This is a genomic window from Aureispira sp. CCB-E (assembly GCF_031326345.1).
Classification (GTDB): Bacteria; Bacteroidota; Bacteroidia; order Chitinophagales; family Saprospiraceae; genus Aureispira.
The window spans coordinates 3,327,245-3,345,122 of record NZ_CP133671.1 but is presented as its reverse complement, the minus strand read 5'-3'; the positions used below and the strand labels follow the sequence as shown (position 1 = coordinate 3,345,122).

The window sequence follows — 17,878 nt, the reverse complement described above, 5'->3', positions numbered from 1 at the left end:
TAAATCAAAACATTCAATAGTTGATTACTTTTGATATTGTGTCCGCACGGTATCCAAATCCTCTAACGCTTCTAGATGTTCTTTATAATAATCGATCATCAATGTTTTTCCATCAGCCAAATAAGTAGTCGCATCGTACATTTTTCCAAATGCCTCACTTATTCTATAAGCTCCCACACGAGCATAGACAATATCTCTCCACAAAGGCAATAATTTATCAGTATCGCGTATTAGCCAACGAGCATCCAACGGCGATTCATACACATGGCACATTCCCAAAGCTTCGCCCGTTTCAAAATCATAATGAGGCACAACAGAGCGTTTGTAGTAACGTTCTCTAGCATCTAAGTTTTCTAAATCGCTGGCATTGGCTTCAAAACTCAATCCATTAAATTCAAAACCTTCTGCTGGCTCTATATTCGCCGCTCCTATTTCAGTATAATTCTCTCTCAAACGATTGTCTGCTTCATAATGATCTGGCAAGAGGTTGAATAGTCGGCGATAGTTTTTAACAATAATTGGTGTAAACTTCCTTTCTCCACTAACAGTATCTCCTAAAGATTCTTGCAACAATAAGGTTCCAAAACCTACAATAATTACTTTATTATTTTCCATTTTTATTGATTTAGAGGTAATTCTATCTTTAATAGCTTTTTATTATTTTTCATTCAATACTTTGCATTTTTTTAGTACTCTGTTAATACCACGAAATAGCAACGCAGCTAACTAAAAGCAAAGCGTTCACGCAGTAGCACAACGAAATTGTATTAATTATAACAACACAATTCAAACATACCGCACTGATAATCGAGCTAATATCGCTTTTTTACAAAAAATTGAATCTTAAATATAATCAGAACAAATAATAAGACGAATAAAATTCCAAGAATCATTTTTATAACTTTCCAATTGCTTGTCTTTTTAGGTTGGACAAAAATAGGACTGCTGTTTCCTAATTGAACAAAGGGAGCCCAATATGCTGGGTGGCTTGCTTCACCAGTTACCTTCGCTAGATATTCTTTTTTGGCACTTTGCAAAGCCCTAGCTTTATTCTCTCCTCTTGACAGATATTTGTAAAATAATTCCATTAACACAGCTGTTGATAAATCATTTATTCGCCAAAGAGAAACTACTAAAGATGGTGTTCCAGCATACATAAACGAACGGGCTAAACTCATCATGCCTTCTCCTTGTTCTAATTTCCCTACGCCCGTTTCACAAGCAGAAAGTACGACTAAGTTCGTTTGCAAATCGAGCTGAGATATCTCATAGGCTTGTAAAAAGTCATCTTCCAAAGTATCCTGAGTTTCTGCAAAAGCAAGAGCAGACAAAAGCGGTTTTTCTTTATCCATAATACTATGCATCGCCAAATGAACAACAGCAAAGTTATTCTGTATATCTTTTTTAAAATTAGATTCACTAGCTTTACCCTTAACTCTAAATGTTCCTTCAAATTTATTTTTCAGCATTTCTACTTCGAGTAATGCTTCAGGTATGTCTGTCAATTGGGTTCTTATATCTAATAGGTATTTAGATCTTGTTTTATCTGCCAAATTAGAATCACCCGCATCCGCATAAGAAGCAGCATATGCCAAGACATTGTTGTTATGAAGCTGGTTGGATGCTTTCTTATTCTCGTCTAGCAATGTCACAGAATAACTATAATTTAATTGATAGTCTTGCAAAAGGTAAGGCAATTGTTCGTAAGATATTATGGTATTTGTATCTGGCAATTCAGTTAAAAATGTTTCGAAAGGAAGCACTCCTAAAATACCATCTGGAACAATTGTCAAATGATCAATGTGAGCATCCTGATCATCTAGAACAGGTTTTAGTAAGTTTTGATAAAACCAGTATCCTGTATGCGCAAAAAGTCGCACCGTCTCTTGATTGTTTGTATTTTCTTCTTCCGTATCAATGAGCATTTTTCTGAAACGGTCTACTTTAGTTTTTATCTCCTTTTTATCAACATCGAGCTGATAAACCTTAATACTTTTAGTTCTAATCAGAAAAATATAGGTCTTTTTAGGAGCCACCAAATATTCAATTAGTGCTTGGTTGTCCTGAAGTAATCCTTGTGTTTGTTTCAGTGTTAACGTATTCAACAAAAATTCCTTTTCATAATACTTAGGATAGGTAAGTTTGATTTCACTTCTAAACTGAACGACCTCTTTATTCATTTGACTAAGCACACCTCTCAAACTATCTTTATCAAGCAATTCAGCACTTGATTCGCCTAAGCTTTTTTTTATTTCAATTATTTTTTTTTGTAGTTTTTTTTCTTTTTGTAACAATGTAATAGGAATTTTTCCAAACTTGTTGTTTCCTTCAGATTTCAATGCCTCTGCCAACAACATGGATTTATTTTCTTCTGCCAACAAAAAAGCATTCCACAAGCACTCTTCACAATCCAACTCTAGAGCCGCAGCGATTCCTTTGGGCGCATACAAGGCATTTTTTCGTACTAAATTTAACTTATCTTCTTCAAAAGCAAAGGTGTATCTATGTTTGTTGTTGATGGCATTCCATGCCAAATATGTTTTATACAAACACCTCAACCAATGCCTATTCTTAGTTTTATCATAAAGTTTAATTAGTAAATGCTCCAACAACTCTAAATTTCGACTTAAAATATTCAACGACAAAACATCTGTCTTAGGCAATTTATCTAGTAACATCTCCAAACTACTAGTATCCACAGAATAATTACTATTAATAGCAAAACACGCTTTAGCATAACCTAGACCTCCTAAGTAATCCTCTTTGTAATACTCCATGATACCTAAATTAACCATTGCGAACATTGTATGCTCGTTTCTAACCCCTAATTTCTCCTTTAACAAATCAAAGGCTTCTTTCAAAAAAGGCTTGGCTTTTTGAGTAGCATCATTTTTAGAATACAATCGCCCTATTTCAATCAACAACCTACTGCGCAGTAAATAATTATTTTTAGAATATTTATTATTAACACTAAGAGCCTCTAGTAGGTATTCTTCTGCTTTTTTAATTTCTCCTTGCGATTCGTATACAAGTGCTAAATTACTTAGTTCAAGACAATAGTCTTTATCTTTTACCCCCAGACTATTTTTAGTGATCGCTAAAGATTCTAACATATATTCTTTGGCTTTTTCTGAATTTCCCTTATTCAGGTTAATTGCTGCCAAGTTATTTAATACGCTTCCATAATTTTTTCCTTTGTTATCATATTTTTTTAAAATATTTCTAGCCTCAAAAAACTGCACTTCAGCTTCATTAAAACGCCCTAATTCATAATATATTCCTCCTAAAAAAAGCAGTCCCCGAACATAACCTAAATAATGAGTTGACTTATCTTGTTCACTGAAGAGCTCCAATAATTGATACGAATAATTTTCTGCTATTTCATAATTTGATAATTTTCTTTCTGCATCAATTAAAAAACAGGTGGCACTTCTTCTATATAATGTATCATTTGCATTTTTTGCCTGCAACAAAAACTCGTTGGCATAATTCTTTAGCTGTAAAAACTGTCCTTTTCGACTCAACGTCACACAAATAGAATCAAATTCAGATAAAGTATATTTCTTTATCCACTGCCCATTAATATTCATTGCAGTAAGAAAAAACAAACTCAAGCAAATGTAACGCATAAAGTAATTTTAAATAATAAATAGTAGGAATCAATTGGTGTAACAAAATAGCATACTCCATTTTTTGTCATCCCTAAATACATTCTACCTTTTGAGACTTAAAAACTGAAAAATTACTATTCCCCTCTTATACAATACAACTCGATAATTAATAATGTTTTATAGGCAAAAATAAAATCCTACTGATACAATAATTGTTTATATAATATTATTATTACTTTATTATACTACGATAATTGGTTGAAACGACTCCCTCATAGCCCTAACAAACGATTGCCTATAGGTACGTCCATAAACTAGTAGCCAACATTACTGTCTCCAATATTCAAAATTATTAATAAAAATTTTGGCAATGTTTCTAGCATCATCAATCCCTCTATGATGTGTCCCTTCTAAAGGAATCTGCTCTCTCCTCAATGCTCCTTTCATGCCGATAGGTCGCGGCAAATTGTGAATATCTGCATATTGGTGTTTTAAACTAATGTGGGGGATTAACCAGTTTGTATTCAATCCATGCAACTCGCAATCTTTCTTAAACTGAGTACGATCATAAAATCCCCAAGAGCATAAGAGGTAAGTCTCTCCAAAAGATTCTACCCAGTCTAAAAAATCATACAATACTTCAGGAAAAAGAGGAGCAGCATCAACATCATGCTGTTCTATTGTCGTTAATTCTGTACAGAACTCTGATAAGGTAGGATTTAATTTTGGTTTAACAAAACTACAATATTCTCCTAATTCGTTCTTATTTTCATCAATACAAACAGCTCCAATTTCTATAATTTCATTGGTAGATTTTCCTTTTTCTCGCCAACAAGTAGCTTCCAAATCCAATATAATATAATTCTTTCTTCTATTTTTCATTGAGTTGTTTTTTAAATTTTAAAATCAACTATAAGAGTTAGCTATGCTGCCACTTCGTGGTCGTTGATTATGCTATGCTTTCAACAAAGCACTAAAATAGGTATAATGCTGAATTTTTTAATAACCTAATTAAAAAACAAAATAGTTCCAAATCAACAAATATAAATCCATCGAATAAGGCAATCTATTAAATTTTTCTTACCTTGAAATATTACTGCAAAACGCCTTCAAAGAAAGCATTTTGAAAGATTTAAGTAAGTGGGCAGAAAAAATATAACTAAAAATAGGTTTATTTTTAGTGCTAATCGAAGAGGAACAGTGCAGTGCTACTTCATGGTAGCGGGCTAAAAGAAGGTTGTTTTTTATATAGTTTTTTCTGAACGATTATTTAGTATAAAAACAGTTAGACATCAGACAAGCATCCAATCATGATACGACGTAATTTTTTAAAACTTTTAGGTATTACAGGTAGCAGTAGTCTTTTGGGACTATCTTGTACAAGCCAACCTTCTGCTTCCAATGCTACATCCGAAAAAACCGTTTCAGAAACACCAACTCATCCTATTATTATTTCAACATGGTCTCACGGTATGGAAGCCAATGCTGCTGCTTGGAATGTCCTTGAAAATAATGGAACTGCTTTGGATGCCGTAGAAAAAGGGGTTATGGTTACCGAATCAGATCCTAGCAATACTTCTGTTGGAATTGGAGGTAGCCCCGACCGAGATGGTCACGTAACTTTGGATGCCTGTATCATGGATCATGAAGGAAACTGTGGCGCTGTGGCTTGCATCGAAGAAATAGAGAACCCTATTGCTGTTGCTCGTTTGGTTATGGAAAAGACACCTCATGTCTTATTAGTTGGAAAAGGAGCCCAAGATTTTGCCGTTCAAGAAGGCTTTCAACGAAAAAACTTATTGACAGAGCAATCTAAAAATGCATGGCTTGAATGGAAAAAAACGTCCAATTATACAACTCCTGTAAATATTGAAAATCACGATACCATTAGTATGCTTGCTATTGATAAAGATGGAAATATGTCTGGTGCTTGCACAACAAGTGGCATGGCTTACAAAATGCACGGTCGTGTAGGGGATTCTCCTATTATTGGTGCCTCTCTATACGTTGACAACGAAGTTGGAGGAGCTTGTGCTACTGGAGTTGGCGAAATGGTTATTCGAGTTGTGGGGAGTTTTTTAGTTGTAGAATTGATGCGCCAAGGGTATTCTCCCCAAAAGGCTTGCGAAATGGCCGTTGAAAGAATTATGTCCAAACATAGTTCTACAGAAGGACAACAAGTCGGATTCTTGGCACTCAACAAAAAAGGAGAAACAGGAGGCTTTTCTATTTATAATGGTTTTAACTACGCCTTGCGAACCAACGATAAAAATGAACTAGTTGACACCAAATTTATCAAAAAGTGGTAGTTTTTTTAATAACAATGGAACATTTAGCAAGCCCAAATGTTCCATTGTCTTCTTTATTTCGAAGCACTCTAAGACTAATATCCAAAAAGGTCTTTTAGTGTCACCTCTTCAAATGCCCCTAAGGATTTTAAATAATTCATATCCAACTTATCCTTATCTCCCAATACTAAAATGGTAAACTTACGATCTTTAATTTTAGACGCATGATAAGCCTTTAAAGCCTCCACTGCGGCTGTTTTGCTCTTCGCCAGTTCTTGGTACATTTGATATTCTTCTACTCTAATATCTTTATCCAAACCTAAACGAGCATTGGATCGACGATCCCAGAAAATATCAGCCCCTGTAATCCGCTCAGTTTCCATTTTTTTAAGAATTGCTTCTACGGCATTTAATACTTGTTCTTCTGCCACAGGCATTTCTTGAATAATTCCAGTCATTGCAGGAATTGCCTCTTTCATTTTGTCTGCTTGTGTTCCGACAAAAGCCATTAAATAATGTGCTTTATCTTTTCGATCTGGAGAAGCACTATAAGCATACGCAGAATAGGCCAAAGCTCTAGATTCTCGAATTTCTTGAAAAACAATAGAAGACAAACCTGCTCCAAAGTATTCATTATATAACCGAGCTATTGTATTTTCTTCCAAATCAAACGTTGGTGTTCCTTTAGAAACCATCAAAATTTCTACCTGCGGCATTGCTTTATAATCGACAAAGACAACCTTATTGCTATTGGTTTCTAATTGCACAAATGTACGTTCAGGAACGAGAGGTTCCAATTTTTCGGGCACTTGATGGTATTTTTCCAATACAGTTGCTACTTCAGATTGGCTTTTTGAACCAAAAAAGAAGATTTTATGCTCTAATTTGGTTAATTTATTGATTACTTTCATTAAATCCTTGGGAGTCAAAACATCCAACCGTCTTTCGTCCAAACGACCTTTTAATGGCGATTGATCTCCATAATAAGCATAACTTAACATTGCTCGTTGCAAAATTTGACGCTTATCTTTTTTCTCGTCTTCACGATTCTTTTTTACATCTCCAACTAATTTTTTTAGCACGTCTTCATCGGGTTTCGCATTCGCCAATATATGCTCAAACAACTCTACACCTTTCTCGAAAGAGCGATCTAGTCCTACTAAACTAATATAAGAAACATCCGACTGAGCACGTACACTAAATGACAATCCCAACTTAAAAAATTCTTGTTGTAGCTCTTGAGGAGAATATCGATCGGTCCCTAAAAACTTCAAATAACGCAAAGCAATCGGTAACTCTCGTACATTATGACTGCCCATTTCGATAATATATGCTAATTCGAACGTTTGATTGTTCCTGTTTTTAATATAATCTAGCTCTATTCCTCCTTTCAAGGTCTGGCTAGATATGCTTTTATTATAATCTAAGAACATAGGCTCTTGACGAGGCGACTCTATTTCCTCAAATCCTTTTCTAAAAGCAGACATAACCTCTCGGTTCAATTTCACAGGTGTAATCACAGGTTTTTCAACTTTTGTCACATTTTTATCTTCTCCCTCTCTTTTGTATACCACTACATAATTATCCATACGTAGTTTTGCATTTGCAAAATCAATGATATCCTGTTTGGTGAATGCTCTCATTTTTTGATACTTTTCGCAAGCCTCTTTCCAAGGCATATCAAAAATAAAAGCATCCAACATACTAAATGCCCGTCCAGAATTAGATTCTAACTTGCGAATTTCTTGTACTTCCAGATTATTAATAACAGCCTCTAGCATCCAATCTTCAAAATCACCCAACTTCAAACGCTCTAGCTCTTTCATCATTAAATCTTTCACAGATTCTAAGGCTTGATTCACCCTTGGCTCGCCATATAGGTAAAAGAACGAATGGTCATTAGCAGACCAAGCGCCCGCAGCACTGCGTTGCCCAATAGCTTGCTTTTGGATCAGGTTCATATCCAATAATCCTGCTTTTCGATTGTATAAAATACCTGCTGCCAATTGAGCTTTCAATGCCTCATCAGAACCAGCACCATCCAGCAACCAACCTATTTGGAAATTAGCTTTTTCTTTGCCATAAATATCTATTGAATTCACTTTTGTTAGAGGCGCAGATTCAGGTGCTTTCCATTTAGGAACTTTCTTAGATTTTAATTTTCCCCAATACTTATCAATCAGTTTTGCCATCTGATTGGGGTCAAAATCTCCTGAAAGGATGATCGACATATTATTGGGTACATAATAAGTATTAAAATAATCGTGGATTTTTTGCATAGAAGGCGTTTTTAAATGCTCCCCTGTTCCTATTGTCGTTTGAGTACCATAGGGATGATTAGGCAATAAACCTTTCAAAAAAGCAGCAAAAACTTTCCGACTATCTTTCCCCTGTGCTATGTTATACTCTTCGTAAACAGCTTCTAACTCGGTATGAAACAAGCGCAAAACCAATTCGCTAAAACGCTCAGATTCTAGTTTCAACCATTTTTCCACTTCATTCGATGGAATATCATTAATATAAACGGTTCGATCCAAAGAAGTGAATGCATTGGTTCCTTCTGCCCCTAACGAAGAAGCCATTTGATCGTACTCATTCGCTGCAACATATTGAGCTGCCAACCCCGAAAGAGAATCTATTTGATGATAAATAGCACTACGTTCTTCTGGCTTAGCTGCTCGGTGTTGCTCATATAAGTCAGAAATTTGTTGCAACAATACTTTTTCTTTTTCCCAATCCAACGAAGCAATTTTGCTTGTTCCTTTGAATAACATATGCTCTAAATAGTGCGCCAAGCCTGTAGCATCCGAAGGGTCATTTTTAGAACCTGCACGGGTAGCAATCATAGTTTGAATTCTTGGTGCATCTTTGTTGACACTCATATAAACCTTTAAACCATTGGCTAAGGTGTATATTTTCACCCCCATTGGGTCATCTTCTACCGTTTCAAAAGCGTATGTTCCGTCCGAATTTAGTTTTGTTTGCATATTTCTGTTACAGGATATTCCGACACACAAACATAACCATGTCAGCCATCCTATTTTTTTAAAATTCATAATTTTGTTTTTATAAGGTTGTATTGTAGTAATCCCTTACTAAATCATCATAACTGTCATTCCATTCTTTCCTACTTTATTAGCTTCAGTAGGATATCGAGCTGCTTTAACCAAGCATTTCCTGTCCTTTTTTAGGTTGGGCATAGGTGTCAGCTTGGATATAAATTTTTCCCTTAATTCATCATCCATTAGAAATTGATAAGGCTTCTTTTGATTCATTTCTAAATGAAAGTTTTTATATCAGTTGTGTTGTATTTCTAGAATAGTCTCATTTACAATGATTTCTTTTTTCTTTTAAGTCTATTGCTTTTATAAACTTGGCACTCCAATTATTCTTGAGGCAATGTGATTTTTAGAAAGGCTTAAAAAATCTTTTGTATATAGACTATCTATTCTCCCATCTTGGCATTGACAATAAGGAAAATAATACAATCCAAATAAAGGATAATTTTTCCATACATTTATAGCTTCTTGCAAAGGCAAAATTAATGAAAATTGATTTCTCTTTTATTAAAGAATGGAGAAAAGGTTGAATTTATTTGTAAACTGAATTAGTAGTCCTAATTTAAGGGGACACAGTACTTTTATTACTTTAAAATTGTAATTACCGTTAATAACGGGAGTATATGGTTCCCTCAATTTTCAGTGGTAGACTATTTTTCTAGATTCCTTCACTTATGAAAAATAGAAAGTAATCTGAATAAGAAACTTTCAAATATTCCTTTTGGAAGCAAATAAAGACCTCTCATATTTACGACCCCATTCATTGAGTTTTGTGGATTGAGGAGCATAGATGGATAAGCATAAAGAGCATATTCATTCATGGTTTTATTTTTAAATTTTAGTTTAGGGTTGTTCCATGTAAAATAAGAGTTTACAAAAGTTTCTTTTTTATCATTTAAAGGAATAATTTCATAAGCTTCCCAAAACATATCAACATACTTTGGATTTTTTAATTCTCCAATAATTTCATCATTCAATTCAATAAACCAACCATATTTTCTGCCATGATTAGAATTTAATAGGTCTTGTACCCTATTTATACTTTTTCTCATCTTTCTTTTAAATTCATGAATAAATCGCACATTGATACAAAAATAGAGTCTATTGGAGACCACCGACCTATGTTATGGTAATTTTGCCTTGTGCATTTATTTTTTGTTGGATTGTATCCTTCTAGCGACCATACTGCCCCGTCTAACCCTCTTCTTTCTATAGTTGGAGGATATGTCCAAAACGAATTTTCATTCAGTCCTTCTGTAATTTCAATCCAAGTGGCTTCAGAAATCCACTTTTCACTAGAATGTACAAGTGAGTCCTCATAGGTACCAAATGCTGAAACATAAATTTTCACTGTAGCACTATAACGATTATTTTTCTTTTCTATTCTGTAAACTTCAGCTCCACCAAATGTATGACTCCATGAAAACCTATAAGCCTCTTTCCCATAATTTATAAGAACTGGCTCTTCTCTTTCCCTAGACCATTCTTGATACCTTTCTTGAATCTCGGGCAGACTAATCAAACTATCTTGAGTTTTGATAGCATTTAATATATCTTTGGAGAGTAAACATGGATTTTTATCTCTTTGACAACTTATAAGAAGAATAAATAGTACGAGTGTGTAAAATAGTTTTTGTAAAATCACTTATCTTGTCTTGTCAGATTTAGTAGAATTATGAAATTTATTTTAAGAATCAATTACGAGTATCTCATTCTTAGTCGTTTCTTTGTATATATGATTTTAGTTTTAATCACTCCCTTTTACCTTAAGAGGGATTTAAAATATCAATGCTATTTTCTGACTTTCAACCCCAAGTCTAATAAACATTAAAATACTAATATAAGAGGACTTTAGATTTTTAATTATGTACAACTACTCCCAATCCCCCATTCCATTTATTTCTACAAAACACATAACAGCTTCTAAACTATAAAAAATCACATCAGTTTGATTGCCCGTCAAGATATAGACTAACAACCTAACTCCTAAGACAATAACAATCAAACCGATGCAGAGATATAAAAGAATGATTTATCTAAATCATGGTAGCCAACTCTGCCAGACGAGCAGAATATCCAGCCTCATTGTCATACCAAGCAGTCACTTTTAGCATACCATTATGAATGGTTGTTAAAGGAGCATCAAAAATACTAGACGAAGGATTAGAGATAATGTCTGTTGATACCAAAGGTTTTTCAGAATACTCCAATATTCCTTTCAACCCCCCTTCAGCAGCAGCTTGGAAAGTGGCGTTTACGGTCGCTTCGTCTACAGATTTGTCCAAAGCACACACTAATTCTACCAAAGACCCTGTAGACACAGGCACTCGAATACTAGAGGCACTTATTTTTCCTTTTACAGAAGGCATTACCAAAGCCAAAGCATTGGCGGCACCAGTTGTAGTAGGAATCATATTCAGAGCAGCTGCTCTTGCTCTACGCAAATCAGAGTGAGGAGCATCTTGCAATTTTTGATTGGCAGTATAAGCATGAATCGTACTCATAAAACCATATTGAATGCCCCAATTTTCATCTATAACTTTTACCAAAGGAGCCAAACAGTTTGTTGTGCAAGAAGCATTCGAGACAATTAAATCCTCTCCTTTTAGCAGAGCATCATTGACCCCTTTCACAATTGTTGGGATGCCATCGCTTTTAGCTGGTGCTGACAAGAGCACCTTTTTTGCTCCCGCCTTAATGTGCAACATCGCTTGTTCTTTTTTTCTAAAGAAACCCGTGCATTCCAAAACAACATCTACCTCTAGCTCTTTCCAAGGCAACTCTTCTGGATTTCGTTTAGAAAATGTTGGAATTTTTTTGCCATTTACAATCAATGTATCTCCATCTACGGCTACTGTCCCATTAAAACGACGGTGCGATGAATCATACTCGAATAAATGAGCCAAAGTAGCGGTATCTGTTAAGTCATTTATTCCTACAATTTCTACGTCATCTCTAACAATTAAATTCCTTAAAGTTAGTCGCCCGATACGACCAAACCCATTTATTGCAATTTTTTTTGCCATTTTTTTATGTTTTATTTTTAAATTTTTTCTTGAATAAAAAACCTTGATTTTGAACCTTTTTTAAGTATTCTGGGTTAATAACAACAATTGATACAGGATAGTTTTCTTAGAAAGATAGAATTTTTTTTCGACAATTCTTTTGCAAATAAAAAAAACTCGCTTATATTTGCACAGCAATGTTGAACAAGTCAACACAACGGTCCATTCGTCTATCGGCTAGGACGCCAGGTTTTCATCCTGGTAAGAGGGGTTCGATTCCCCTATGGACTACCATTTTTACAAGATTTTTCAGGCTTTAAAGTTTGATATGGTCCATTCGTCTATCGGCTAGGACGCCAGGTTTTCATCCTGGTAAGAGGGGTTCGATTCCCCTATGGACTACTATTTTTACAAGATTTTTTCAGGCTTTAAAGTTTGATATGGTCCATTCGTCTATCGGCTAGGACGCCAGGTTTTCATCCTGGTAAGAGGGGTTCGATTCCCCTATGGACTACTAAAGGAATGCTCTACATATAGGGTATTCCTTTTTTTATTTTTATTTTGTATCTTTCTTTATATTTTGCTCTACTCAACATTGTTTCATGAACAAAAAAAACAATACCAAAGTAATTCTCGCCCACGTTACCTTTTGGTTGCTTTTCATGGCAAGTCCTTTGACCTTTAATACAATGTTGTTTGGTTTCCCTATTGCCATTGTCAGAACATTGATTCCCATCAGTGTTATTATCATGATAGCTTATGGCAACAACTTATTTGTGATTAGACAACTCTTTCGGCGCAAAGGATTTGCTTGGTACTACCCTTTTATAGCTTATGCTATCATTACTCCTTTTGCCTTTTTTTTTATTGAATATGCTTTTGAATTTGTCAATATCATAACCAATGTAGAGGTATCCTTATTATTTGAACTAAAACAAAATGGAGAAGTAATTAATACCGATAGAAGTGATGCTAGCTTTCCTAGCTCTGTTGTTGGTTTGATTACTATTTTAGTCCTATTTATAAGCTCTCTCTACGGTTTGGCGCTTGAATTTATACAAAGAGATCGGCAAGAGATAAAATTAAAGGCTACTAACTTAAAAAATGAGTTAAAGCTCCTAAGGCGCCAAATTAACCCACACTTTTTGTTCAATGCTATGAACAATCTATACGCCATCGTCCAACTAAAACCCGATAAAGCAGGAGAGTTTGTACTAAAGTTGTCAGATATGTTGCGATACGTCACTTACGATTGTCAAAATGATAAAGTTTCGATTAGCAAAGAAATTAACTATCTAAACAACTATATTTACTTCCAAAAATGGAGAGATCAGAACTTTCAGGACATTCAACTAAACATTGACCCTTCGCTTCATGAACTGCAAATTGAACCCATGCTTTTAATTCCCTTTATTGAAAATGCCTTTAAACACAGTTACGACCATGATAACAACAACAAACGTTGGATAAAAATAAATCTCCAGAATCAAAAAAATAAATTACTTTTTGAGGTAAGTAATAACCTTTCCAAATCCAATACACAAGAAAATGTTCCTGACGAATATATGGGAATCGGAATAGAAAATGTTCAAAAGCGATTAGATTTATTATACAAAAACAAACATCAATTACAAATTGATAGAAATCCAACTAGCTTTCAAATTAAATTAATGATTGAATTGATATGACTATAAAATGCTTAATTGTAGACGATGAGCAACTTGCTAGAGAAATGTTACAAGCCTATATTTCCAAAGTGCCTGAATTAGAACTAGTAGCACTTTGTAAATCTGCCCATGAAGCGCAAGAAGTCTTAGAACGACAACATATTGACCTGATATTTTTAGATATTCAGATGCCCCAACAATCAGGAATTGATTTTTTAAGGCATTTGGGAGAAAACAAACCCAGCGTCATTTTTACAACAGCCTACCCCAACTATGCTGTACAAGGGTTTGAATTAGCTGCCGTCGATTATCTACTAAAACCAATTGCTTTTGATCGATTTGCACAAGCTATTCAAAAAATTGTAACAACACTTGACCTCAGTCACAAAGCAAACCTATTTGAGCAACAACAGGAACGACAAGAGCAGTTTATTATGGTGCATTCAGAACACAAGCATCACAAAATTTTCTTAAAAGATATTATTTATATCGAATCTCTCAAAGAGTATGTTCGTTATCATACCACTCAAGGCAAAATTATCGAATTAAACTCTATGAAGCGACTGGAAGCTGACCTTCCCGATCATCAGTTTATTCGCATTCATCGTTCTTATATTGTTGCTCTACCACAAATTCAAAGCTACCAAAACGGCAACATCATTTTAAAACTCCCACTAGAATTACCAATTGGAAAAACTTACAAAAAAACCATTTTAGAAAAGCTTTTTAAATAACAAAAAAGGTCTGCTCTCCAGCAGACCTTCTATAAAAACTTACCCAAAAAAACTACTTAAATCATGTGCCAAAGCACTTATTTTTTTTCAGCCTCTTTCCGCTCTAATCTTTGACGTTCAACTTCTTTGGCCAAAAGCCCAACTTTGACTTCCAAAGATTTGATACGCTTTTCCATTTTTGAAAAAGAATCACTTTGAGGTAAGTTTAACTTATCAAAGGCTGAATCTACTATTTTTTTAAATCTATTCTCGAATTGAGGGCGTTGAGTTTCTGCATTTTTCACAACATCATCCACGACCTTTTTCCCCTCTTCTTCAGAGATTTTTCCTTTTTCTACCAATTCATCAATAGAATTTTGTAGTCGCTCTGTTGTAGCAGCAACAATGCCAACTCCTGTATACAGGACCTTCTTGATTAGATTTTCCATTTTAGTATAACTTGTATTATTAGTAGTAATAATTCGTTAATTGCTACACCACTACTATCACTCTGTGTTTTTAACGAACTATTGTATTATAGTAATCCATGTTTTATCTAATTCATTGCAACAGATTTACCTATACAATGAATTAGATAAATATCTCATAGATTGAGTGACCATAAATGTTGATGATAAACGTATTGATTAGTCTTCTTTGCGAAGTGCTTCTAAACTTTCTTCTACCAATTTGCTCAATTTGGCTTCCAAAGCAGCAATACGCTCTTCCAATTCCTCTTGTTCTTCTGATTTAGAAGTTTTAAAACCAGAGAAGGCAGATGCAATCACTTCTTTAGCTTTTGTTTCGAATGTCTCAATATATTTAAACATTGATTTTCTATCTCTAGATTCTTCTTCTTCGTAGTCATAATCATCACCACCATTAAAACCTACAACTTCCTCTTTTACTACTTTAGCAATGTTCTTGCTCAATGCGAAAACATCTTTTACCGTTTCTGTTACAATATCTGTAATTGCCATTTTAATTTACTTTTTAATTGATAGTTTAATTATTGTTCAAAATAGGGATGACAAAAAAAGTGCTTTTTTATCATCCCAAACGATTGATTGTTGATGATTCTATTGGTATTGAATCTTAGTGATGCAACAAATGTACTACAATTTTTTTGGAATTTACAACCCGATTTTACAGTTTTCGATAAAAAATAATATTATAAACTTTTATTAAAAATAAAATAAAATAAACTTTATTAAGTTACTTTTTTAATAAAAAAAAAGCTACTCATTAAATCAACAATAAAATCAAGTGTATTAAATTATTTTATTTTAAACTATCTTTTTTCGAATAGTTCATTTTTCCTGTCATTTTGAATATGCCAAGTTGTCGAGAGGTAATTTTGTCATATTTTTTAAACTAAAAAAAGAGAGATAGTTTAGCTACTTTTTGCTTTTTTGGGAAAAAAAGCATTTTCTACACATTTTATTGTAACCTATTTAAAGTTTTGACTTATGAAAAGACAGTAATTCAAATTAAATACTCTTGTTACAAATATTAGCATGAAGCCTCTATTTTTCTGTCTACTTTGCCATCTTATTTATGATACAACTATTGCTCAGAATACGAATCTAGTTCCCAATCCCAGCTTCGAACAATTAAAAACCCTAGCTCCTTCCAAATTTTCAGCCAATGTCATTGACTTTGATTCCACTATTCAAGACTGGCAATCAGCAAGCTTAGCTACCCCTGATATATTGACATCTCATCTTAATGACCTTAGTCGTTCTTATAAAATCCCTATCGCTAGAACTGGCAAAAATAGCGTGGGCATTATCAACAACATGGGAGTATGGACAGAATACATACAAGTTCGGTTAAAACAACCTTTAGAGAAAGGAAAAACATACTATGCTGAATTTTGGTACATGGCTTTAATTGGGAAAAACCATCCTATGCCTCAGAAAAACCCTCGTTTTGGTTGCTGGTTCCACGACGGGGTCATACAACAAACACAACGTTATATTGATGAACAGCCCCAAGTTGCTCCGCCTCAAAAAAAGGCTTGTCGACCTCATAGTTGGCAAAAATTAGCTGGTACTTTTGTTGCTACTGAAGCACATACACATCTATGCATTGGACAGTTTCTCACCGAGTACAAAAGTGCCATGGATGGTTGCATTGCCATTGACGATGTAATTGTTTGTGAAGCAAAAGATTTGCCGATAGAACCACCAACACCCCTCCCTATCAAGATGGAAGTGGGGACTACGATTGTTTTAGATAATATTATTTTTAAAAGTGGTACAGCTATCTTAGAACAAGAATCTTTCCCCAATCTTGACCTTTTGCTTCAAAACCTCTTAGAACATCCTAATATCTGCATTGCTATTCATGGGCATACTGACAATGTAGGAAGCCAAGAAGCTAATTTGGAATTATCAACCAACCGAGCGCAAACAATCTACCATTACCTTATTCAAGAAGGTATCGACAAGAAACGTTTGAAATTCGCAGGTTTTGGAGAAACAAAACCAGTCGCAAGCAATGAAAATGAGAGTGGTCGAAAGAAAAATCGTCGAGTAGAATTTTTAATTCAAGACCTTTGACAATAGTTAGCTACGCTACTACTACTTTGAGTAATTGCCCCAAAAAGTAAAAAAGCAGCGGAGTATTATTAATACTAAATCCACCTCTTATCATTATCACTAAACAACCTTACTACTGTTTTTTCTCTATCCAATCACTTGGATTATAGGCAACATAATTAAAGATTTTCTGTACGAGTCTTCCTTCTGGATGTTTTCCTGTTTCTAACTCAAACTGTTCAATAGCACAATTAGGAGGCTTGGGCAATGCCAATATCTCTGCTTCATTTAAATGCTCAAAAAGCGATTTAAACAAAATATAGGGAACTTGGTGGGTGATGATTAAGACATTTTGCCCCGCATAATCTCTACTTAATTTAGACAAAAAACTATAAATACGATCACATACATCAGGGTAATTTTCTCCTCGTGGCAATCGATAATAAAACTTGCCATCTCGTTCTCTATCTTCATACTCATCAGGATATTTAGCTTTAATTTCTTTGGTTGTAAAACCATGCAGCCTGCCAAACTCTTTCTCTCGCAATCGAAAATCATTGTAAACTAATAACTTATAGTCCAATTCTTTTTGGATGGCTTCAATAGTTTGAAGTGTTCTACAATAAGGTGATACAAAGCAAATGTCAAATGGCGAAATAGTATTCAGGTATTTTCCCGTCTCTGTTGCTTGCCAAAATCCTTTTTTTGTCAATTGAATATCAGCATCTCTTATTTTCTTTTGTTTGGCTAAAACACCTTCTAAATCGTGCTGAAAGAGATCCAAAGCTACGTTCTGCTCTGATTCTCCATGTCGAATAACGGTCAATCGGTTGGGCCACTTTAATTCTACCATTCTCTTATTGGTTTATTTTTTATCCTTTCAATAGTTCGTAAAAACCACGCAGTAGCAGCGCAGCTAAGTAGTATAACTAACATTCTTATTATAACATTTTTTCAGACGAATGTGTACTAGTTTTAAAGAAAAATAATTT

At 34.3% G+C, this 17,878-nt stretch carries 15 protein-coding genes and 3 tRNA genes; 7 read left to right on the top strand and 11 right to left on the bottom strand.

Translation table 11 applies throughout. The features are described 5' to 3' along the window. Window positions 1-24: 24 nt before the first annotated feature. The 3 genes from QP953_RS12945 to QP953_RS12935 form a co-directional block, all read right to left on the bottom strand. Entirely contained in the window at window positions 25-615 is a 591-nt protein-coding gene (locus QP953_RS12945; RefSeq protein ID WP_309555362.1) for a gamma-glutamylcyclotransferase family protein, read from the bottom strand. 197 nt (window positions 616-812) lie between these two features. Continuing rightward, window positions 813-3,629: a CHAT domain-containing tetratricopeptide repeat protein gene (locus QP953_RS12940; RefSeq protein WP_309555361.1), complete on the bottom strand. Its 2,817-nt coding sequence runs from the start codon at window positions 3,627-3,629 to the stop codon at window positions 813-815. A 309-nt stretch (window positions 3,630-3,938) separates the two neighbouring features. Next, on the bottom strand, window positions 3,939-4,493 hold the full coding sequence (locus tag QP953_RS12935; protein WP_309555359.1) for a 3'-5' exonuclease: 555 nt from the start codon (window positions 4,491-4,493) through the stop codon (window positions 3,939-3,941). A 428-nt stretch (window positions 4,494-4,921) separates the two neighbouring features. Here QP953_RS12935 and QP953_RS12930 point away from each other — a divergent pair, with 428 nt between their 5' ends. Beyond that, window positions 4,922-5,920, top strand: coding sequence for an isoaspartyl peptidase/L-asparaginase family protein (locus QP953_RS12930; RefSeq protein ID WP_052595315.1), 999 nt, complete (start codon window positions 4,922-4,924; stop codon window positions 5,918-5,920). Window positions 5,921-5,994: 74 nt separating this feature from the next. On the opposite strand, the gene QP953_RS12925 is transcribed toward QP953_RS12930, so the two are convergent. The 5 genes from QP953_RS12925 to gap all read right to left on the bottom strand — a co-directional run bounded on the left by QP953_RS12925 (window position 5,995) and on the right by gap (window position 11,984). Further along, the gene (locus QP953_RS12925) at window positions 5,995-8,886 is read right to left on the bottom strand and encodes an insulinase family protein (RefSeq protein WP_309555357.1); all 2,892 of its coding nucleotides are present in this window, start codon (window positions 8,884-8,886) and stop codon (window positions 5,995-5,997) included. A gap of 108 nt (window positions 8,887-8,994) precedes the next feature. After that, a complete protein-coding gene (locus tag QP953_RS12920; RefSeq protein ID WP_309555355.1) occupies window positions 8,995-9,174 on the bottom strand; it encodes a hypothetical protein in 180 nt (59 codons plus the stop codon). A 452-nt stretch (window positions 9,175-9,626) separates the two neighbouring features. After that, on the bottom strand, window positions 9,627-10,010 hold the full coding sequence (locus tag QP953_RS12915; RefSeq protein WP_309555354.1) for a hypothetical protein: 384 nt from the start codon (window positions 10,008-10,010) through the stop codon (window positions 9,627-9,629). After that, on the bottom strand, window positions 10,007-10,480 hold the full coding sequence (locus QP953_RS12910; RefSeq protein WP_309555353.1) for a hypothetical protein: 474 nt from the start codon (window positions 10,478-10,480) through the stop codon (window positions 10,007-10,009). The genes QP953_RS12915 and QP953_RS12910 overlap by 4 nt, the downstream gene beginning before the upstream one ends. Before the next feature lie 514 nt (window positions 10,481-10,994). Further along, window positions 10,995-11,984 (bottom strand): type I glyceraldehyde-3-phosphate dehydrogenase, encoded by a 990-nt coding sequence (gene gap, locus QP953_RS12905; protein ID WP_052595321.1) that lies wholly within the window; start codon window positions 11,982-11,984, stop codon window positions 10,995-10,997. A 198-nt stretch (window positions 11,985-12,182) separates the two neighbouring features. Between gap and QP953_RS12900 the strand changes: the two genes are divergently transcribed. The 5 genes from QP953_RS12900 (at window position 12,183) to QP953_RS12880 (ending at window position 14,364) form a co-directional block, all read left to right on the top strand. Then, window positions 12,183-12,257, top strand: a tRNA-Glu gene (locus QP953_RS12900). A 36-nt stretch (window positions 12,258-12,293) separates the two neighbouring features. Continuing rightward, window positions 12,294-12,365, top strand: a tRNA-Glu gene (locus QP953_RS12895). A 40-nt stretch (window positions 12,366-12,405) separates the two neighbouring features. Beyond that, a tRNA-Glu gene (locus QP953_RS12890) sits at window positions 12,406-12,477 on the top strand. An 88-nt stretch (window positions 12,478-12,565) separates the two neighbouring features. Further along, on the top strand, window positions 12,566-13,651 hold the full coding sequence (locus QP953_RS12885) for a sensor histidine kinase (RefSeq protein WP_052595322.1): 1,086 nt from the start codon (window positions 12,566-12,568) through the stop codon (window positions 13,649-13,651). Then, the gene (locus tag QP953_RS12880) at window positions 13,648-14,364 is read left to right on the top strand and encodes a LytTR family DNA-binding domain-containing protein (RefSeq protein ID WP_052595324.1); all 717 of its coding nucleotides are present in this window, start codon (window positions 13,648-13,650) and stop codon (window positions 14,362-14,364) included. Before QP953_RS12885 ends, QP953_RS12880 begins: the two co-directional genes overlap by 4 nt. A gap of 77 nt (window positions 14,365-14,441) precedes the next feature. Here the strand turns inward: QP953_RS12880 and QP953_RS12875 are convergent, their stop codons facing one another. Further along, window positions 14,442-14,792 carry a phasin family protein gene (locus QP953_RS12875; RefSeq protein WP_052595326.1) on the bottom strand — a complete coding sequence of 117 codons (351 nt, stop codon included), beginning with the start codon at window positions 14,790-14,792 and terminating at the stop codon, window positions 14,442-14,444. Between the two features lie 198 nt (window positions 14,793-14,990). Next, window positions 14,991-15,323, bottom strand: coding sequence for a hypothetical protein (locus tag QP953_RS12870; protein ID WP_052595328.1), 333 nt, complete (start codon window positions 15,321-15,323; stop codon window positions 14,991-14,993). 537 nt (window positions 15,324-15,860) lie between these two features. Between QP953_RS12870 and QP953_RS12865 the strand changes: the two genes are divergently transcribed. After that, window positions 15,861-16,907 carry an OmpA family protein gene (locus QP953_RS12865; RefSeq protein ID WP_309555351.1) on the top strand — a complete coding sequence of 349 codons (1,047 nt, stop codon included), beginning with the start codon at window positions 15,861-15,863 and terminating at the stop codon, window positions 16,905-16,907. Window positions 16,908-17,019: 112 nt separating this feature from the next. On the opposite strand, the gene QP953_RS12860 is transcribed toward QP953_RS12865, so the two are convergent. Continuing rightward, a complete protein-coding gene (locus QP953_RS12860) occupies window positions 17,020-17,739 on the bottom strand; it encodes a phosphoglycerate mutase family protein (RefSeq protein ID WP_309555349.1) in 720 nt (239 codons plus the stop codon). Window positions 17,740-17,878: the final 139 nt, after the last annotated feature.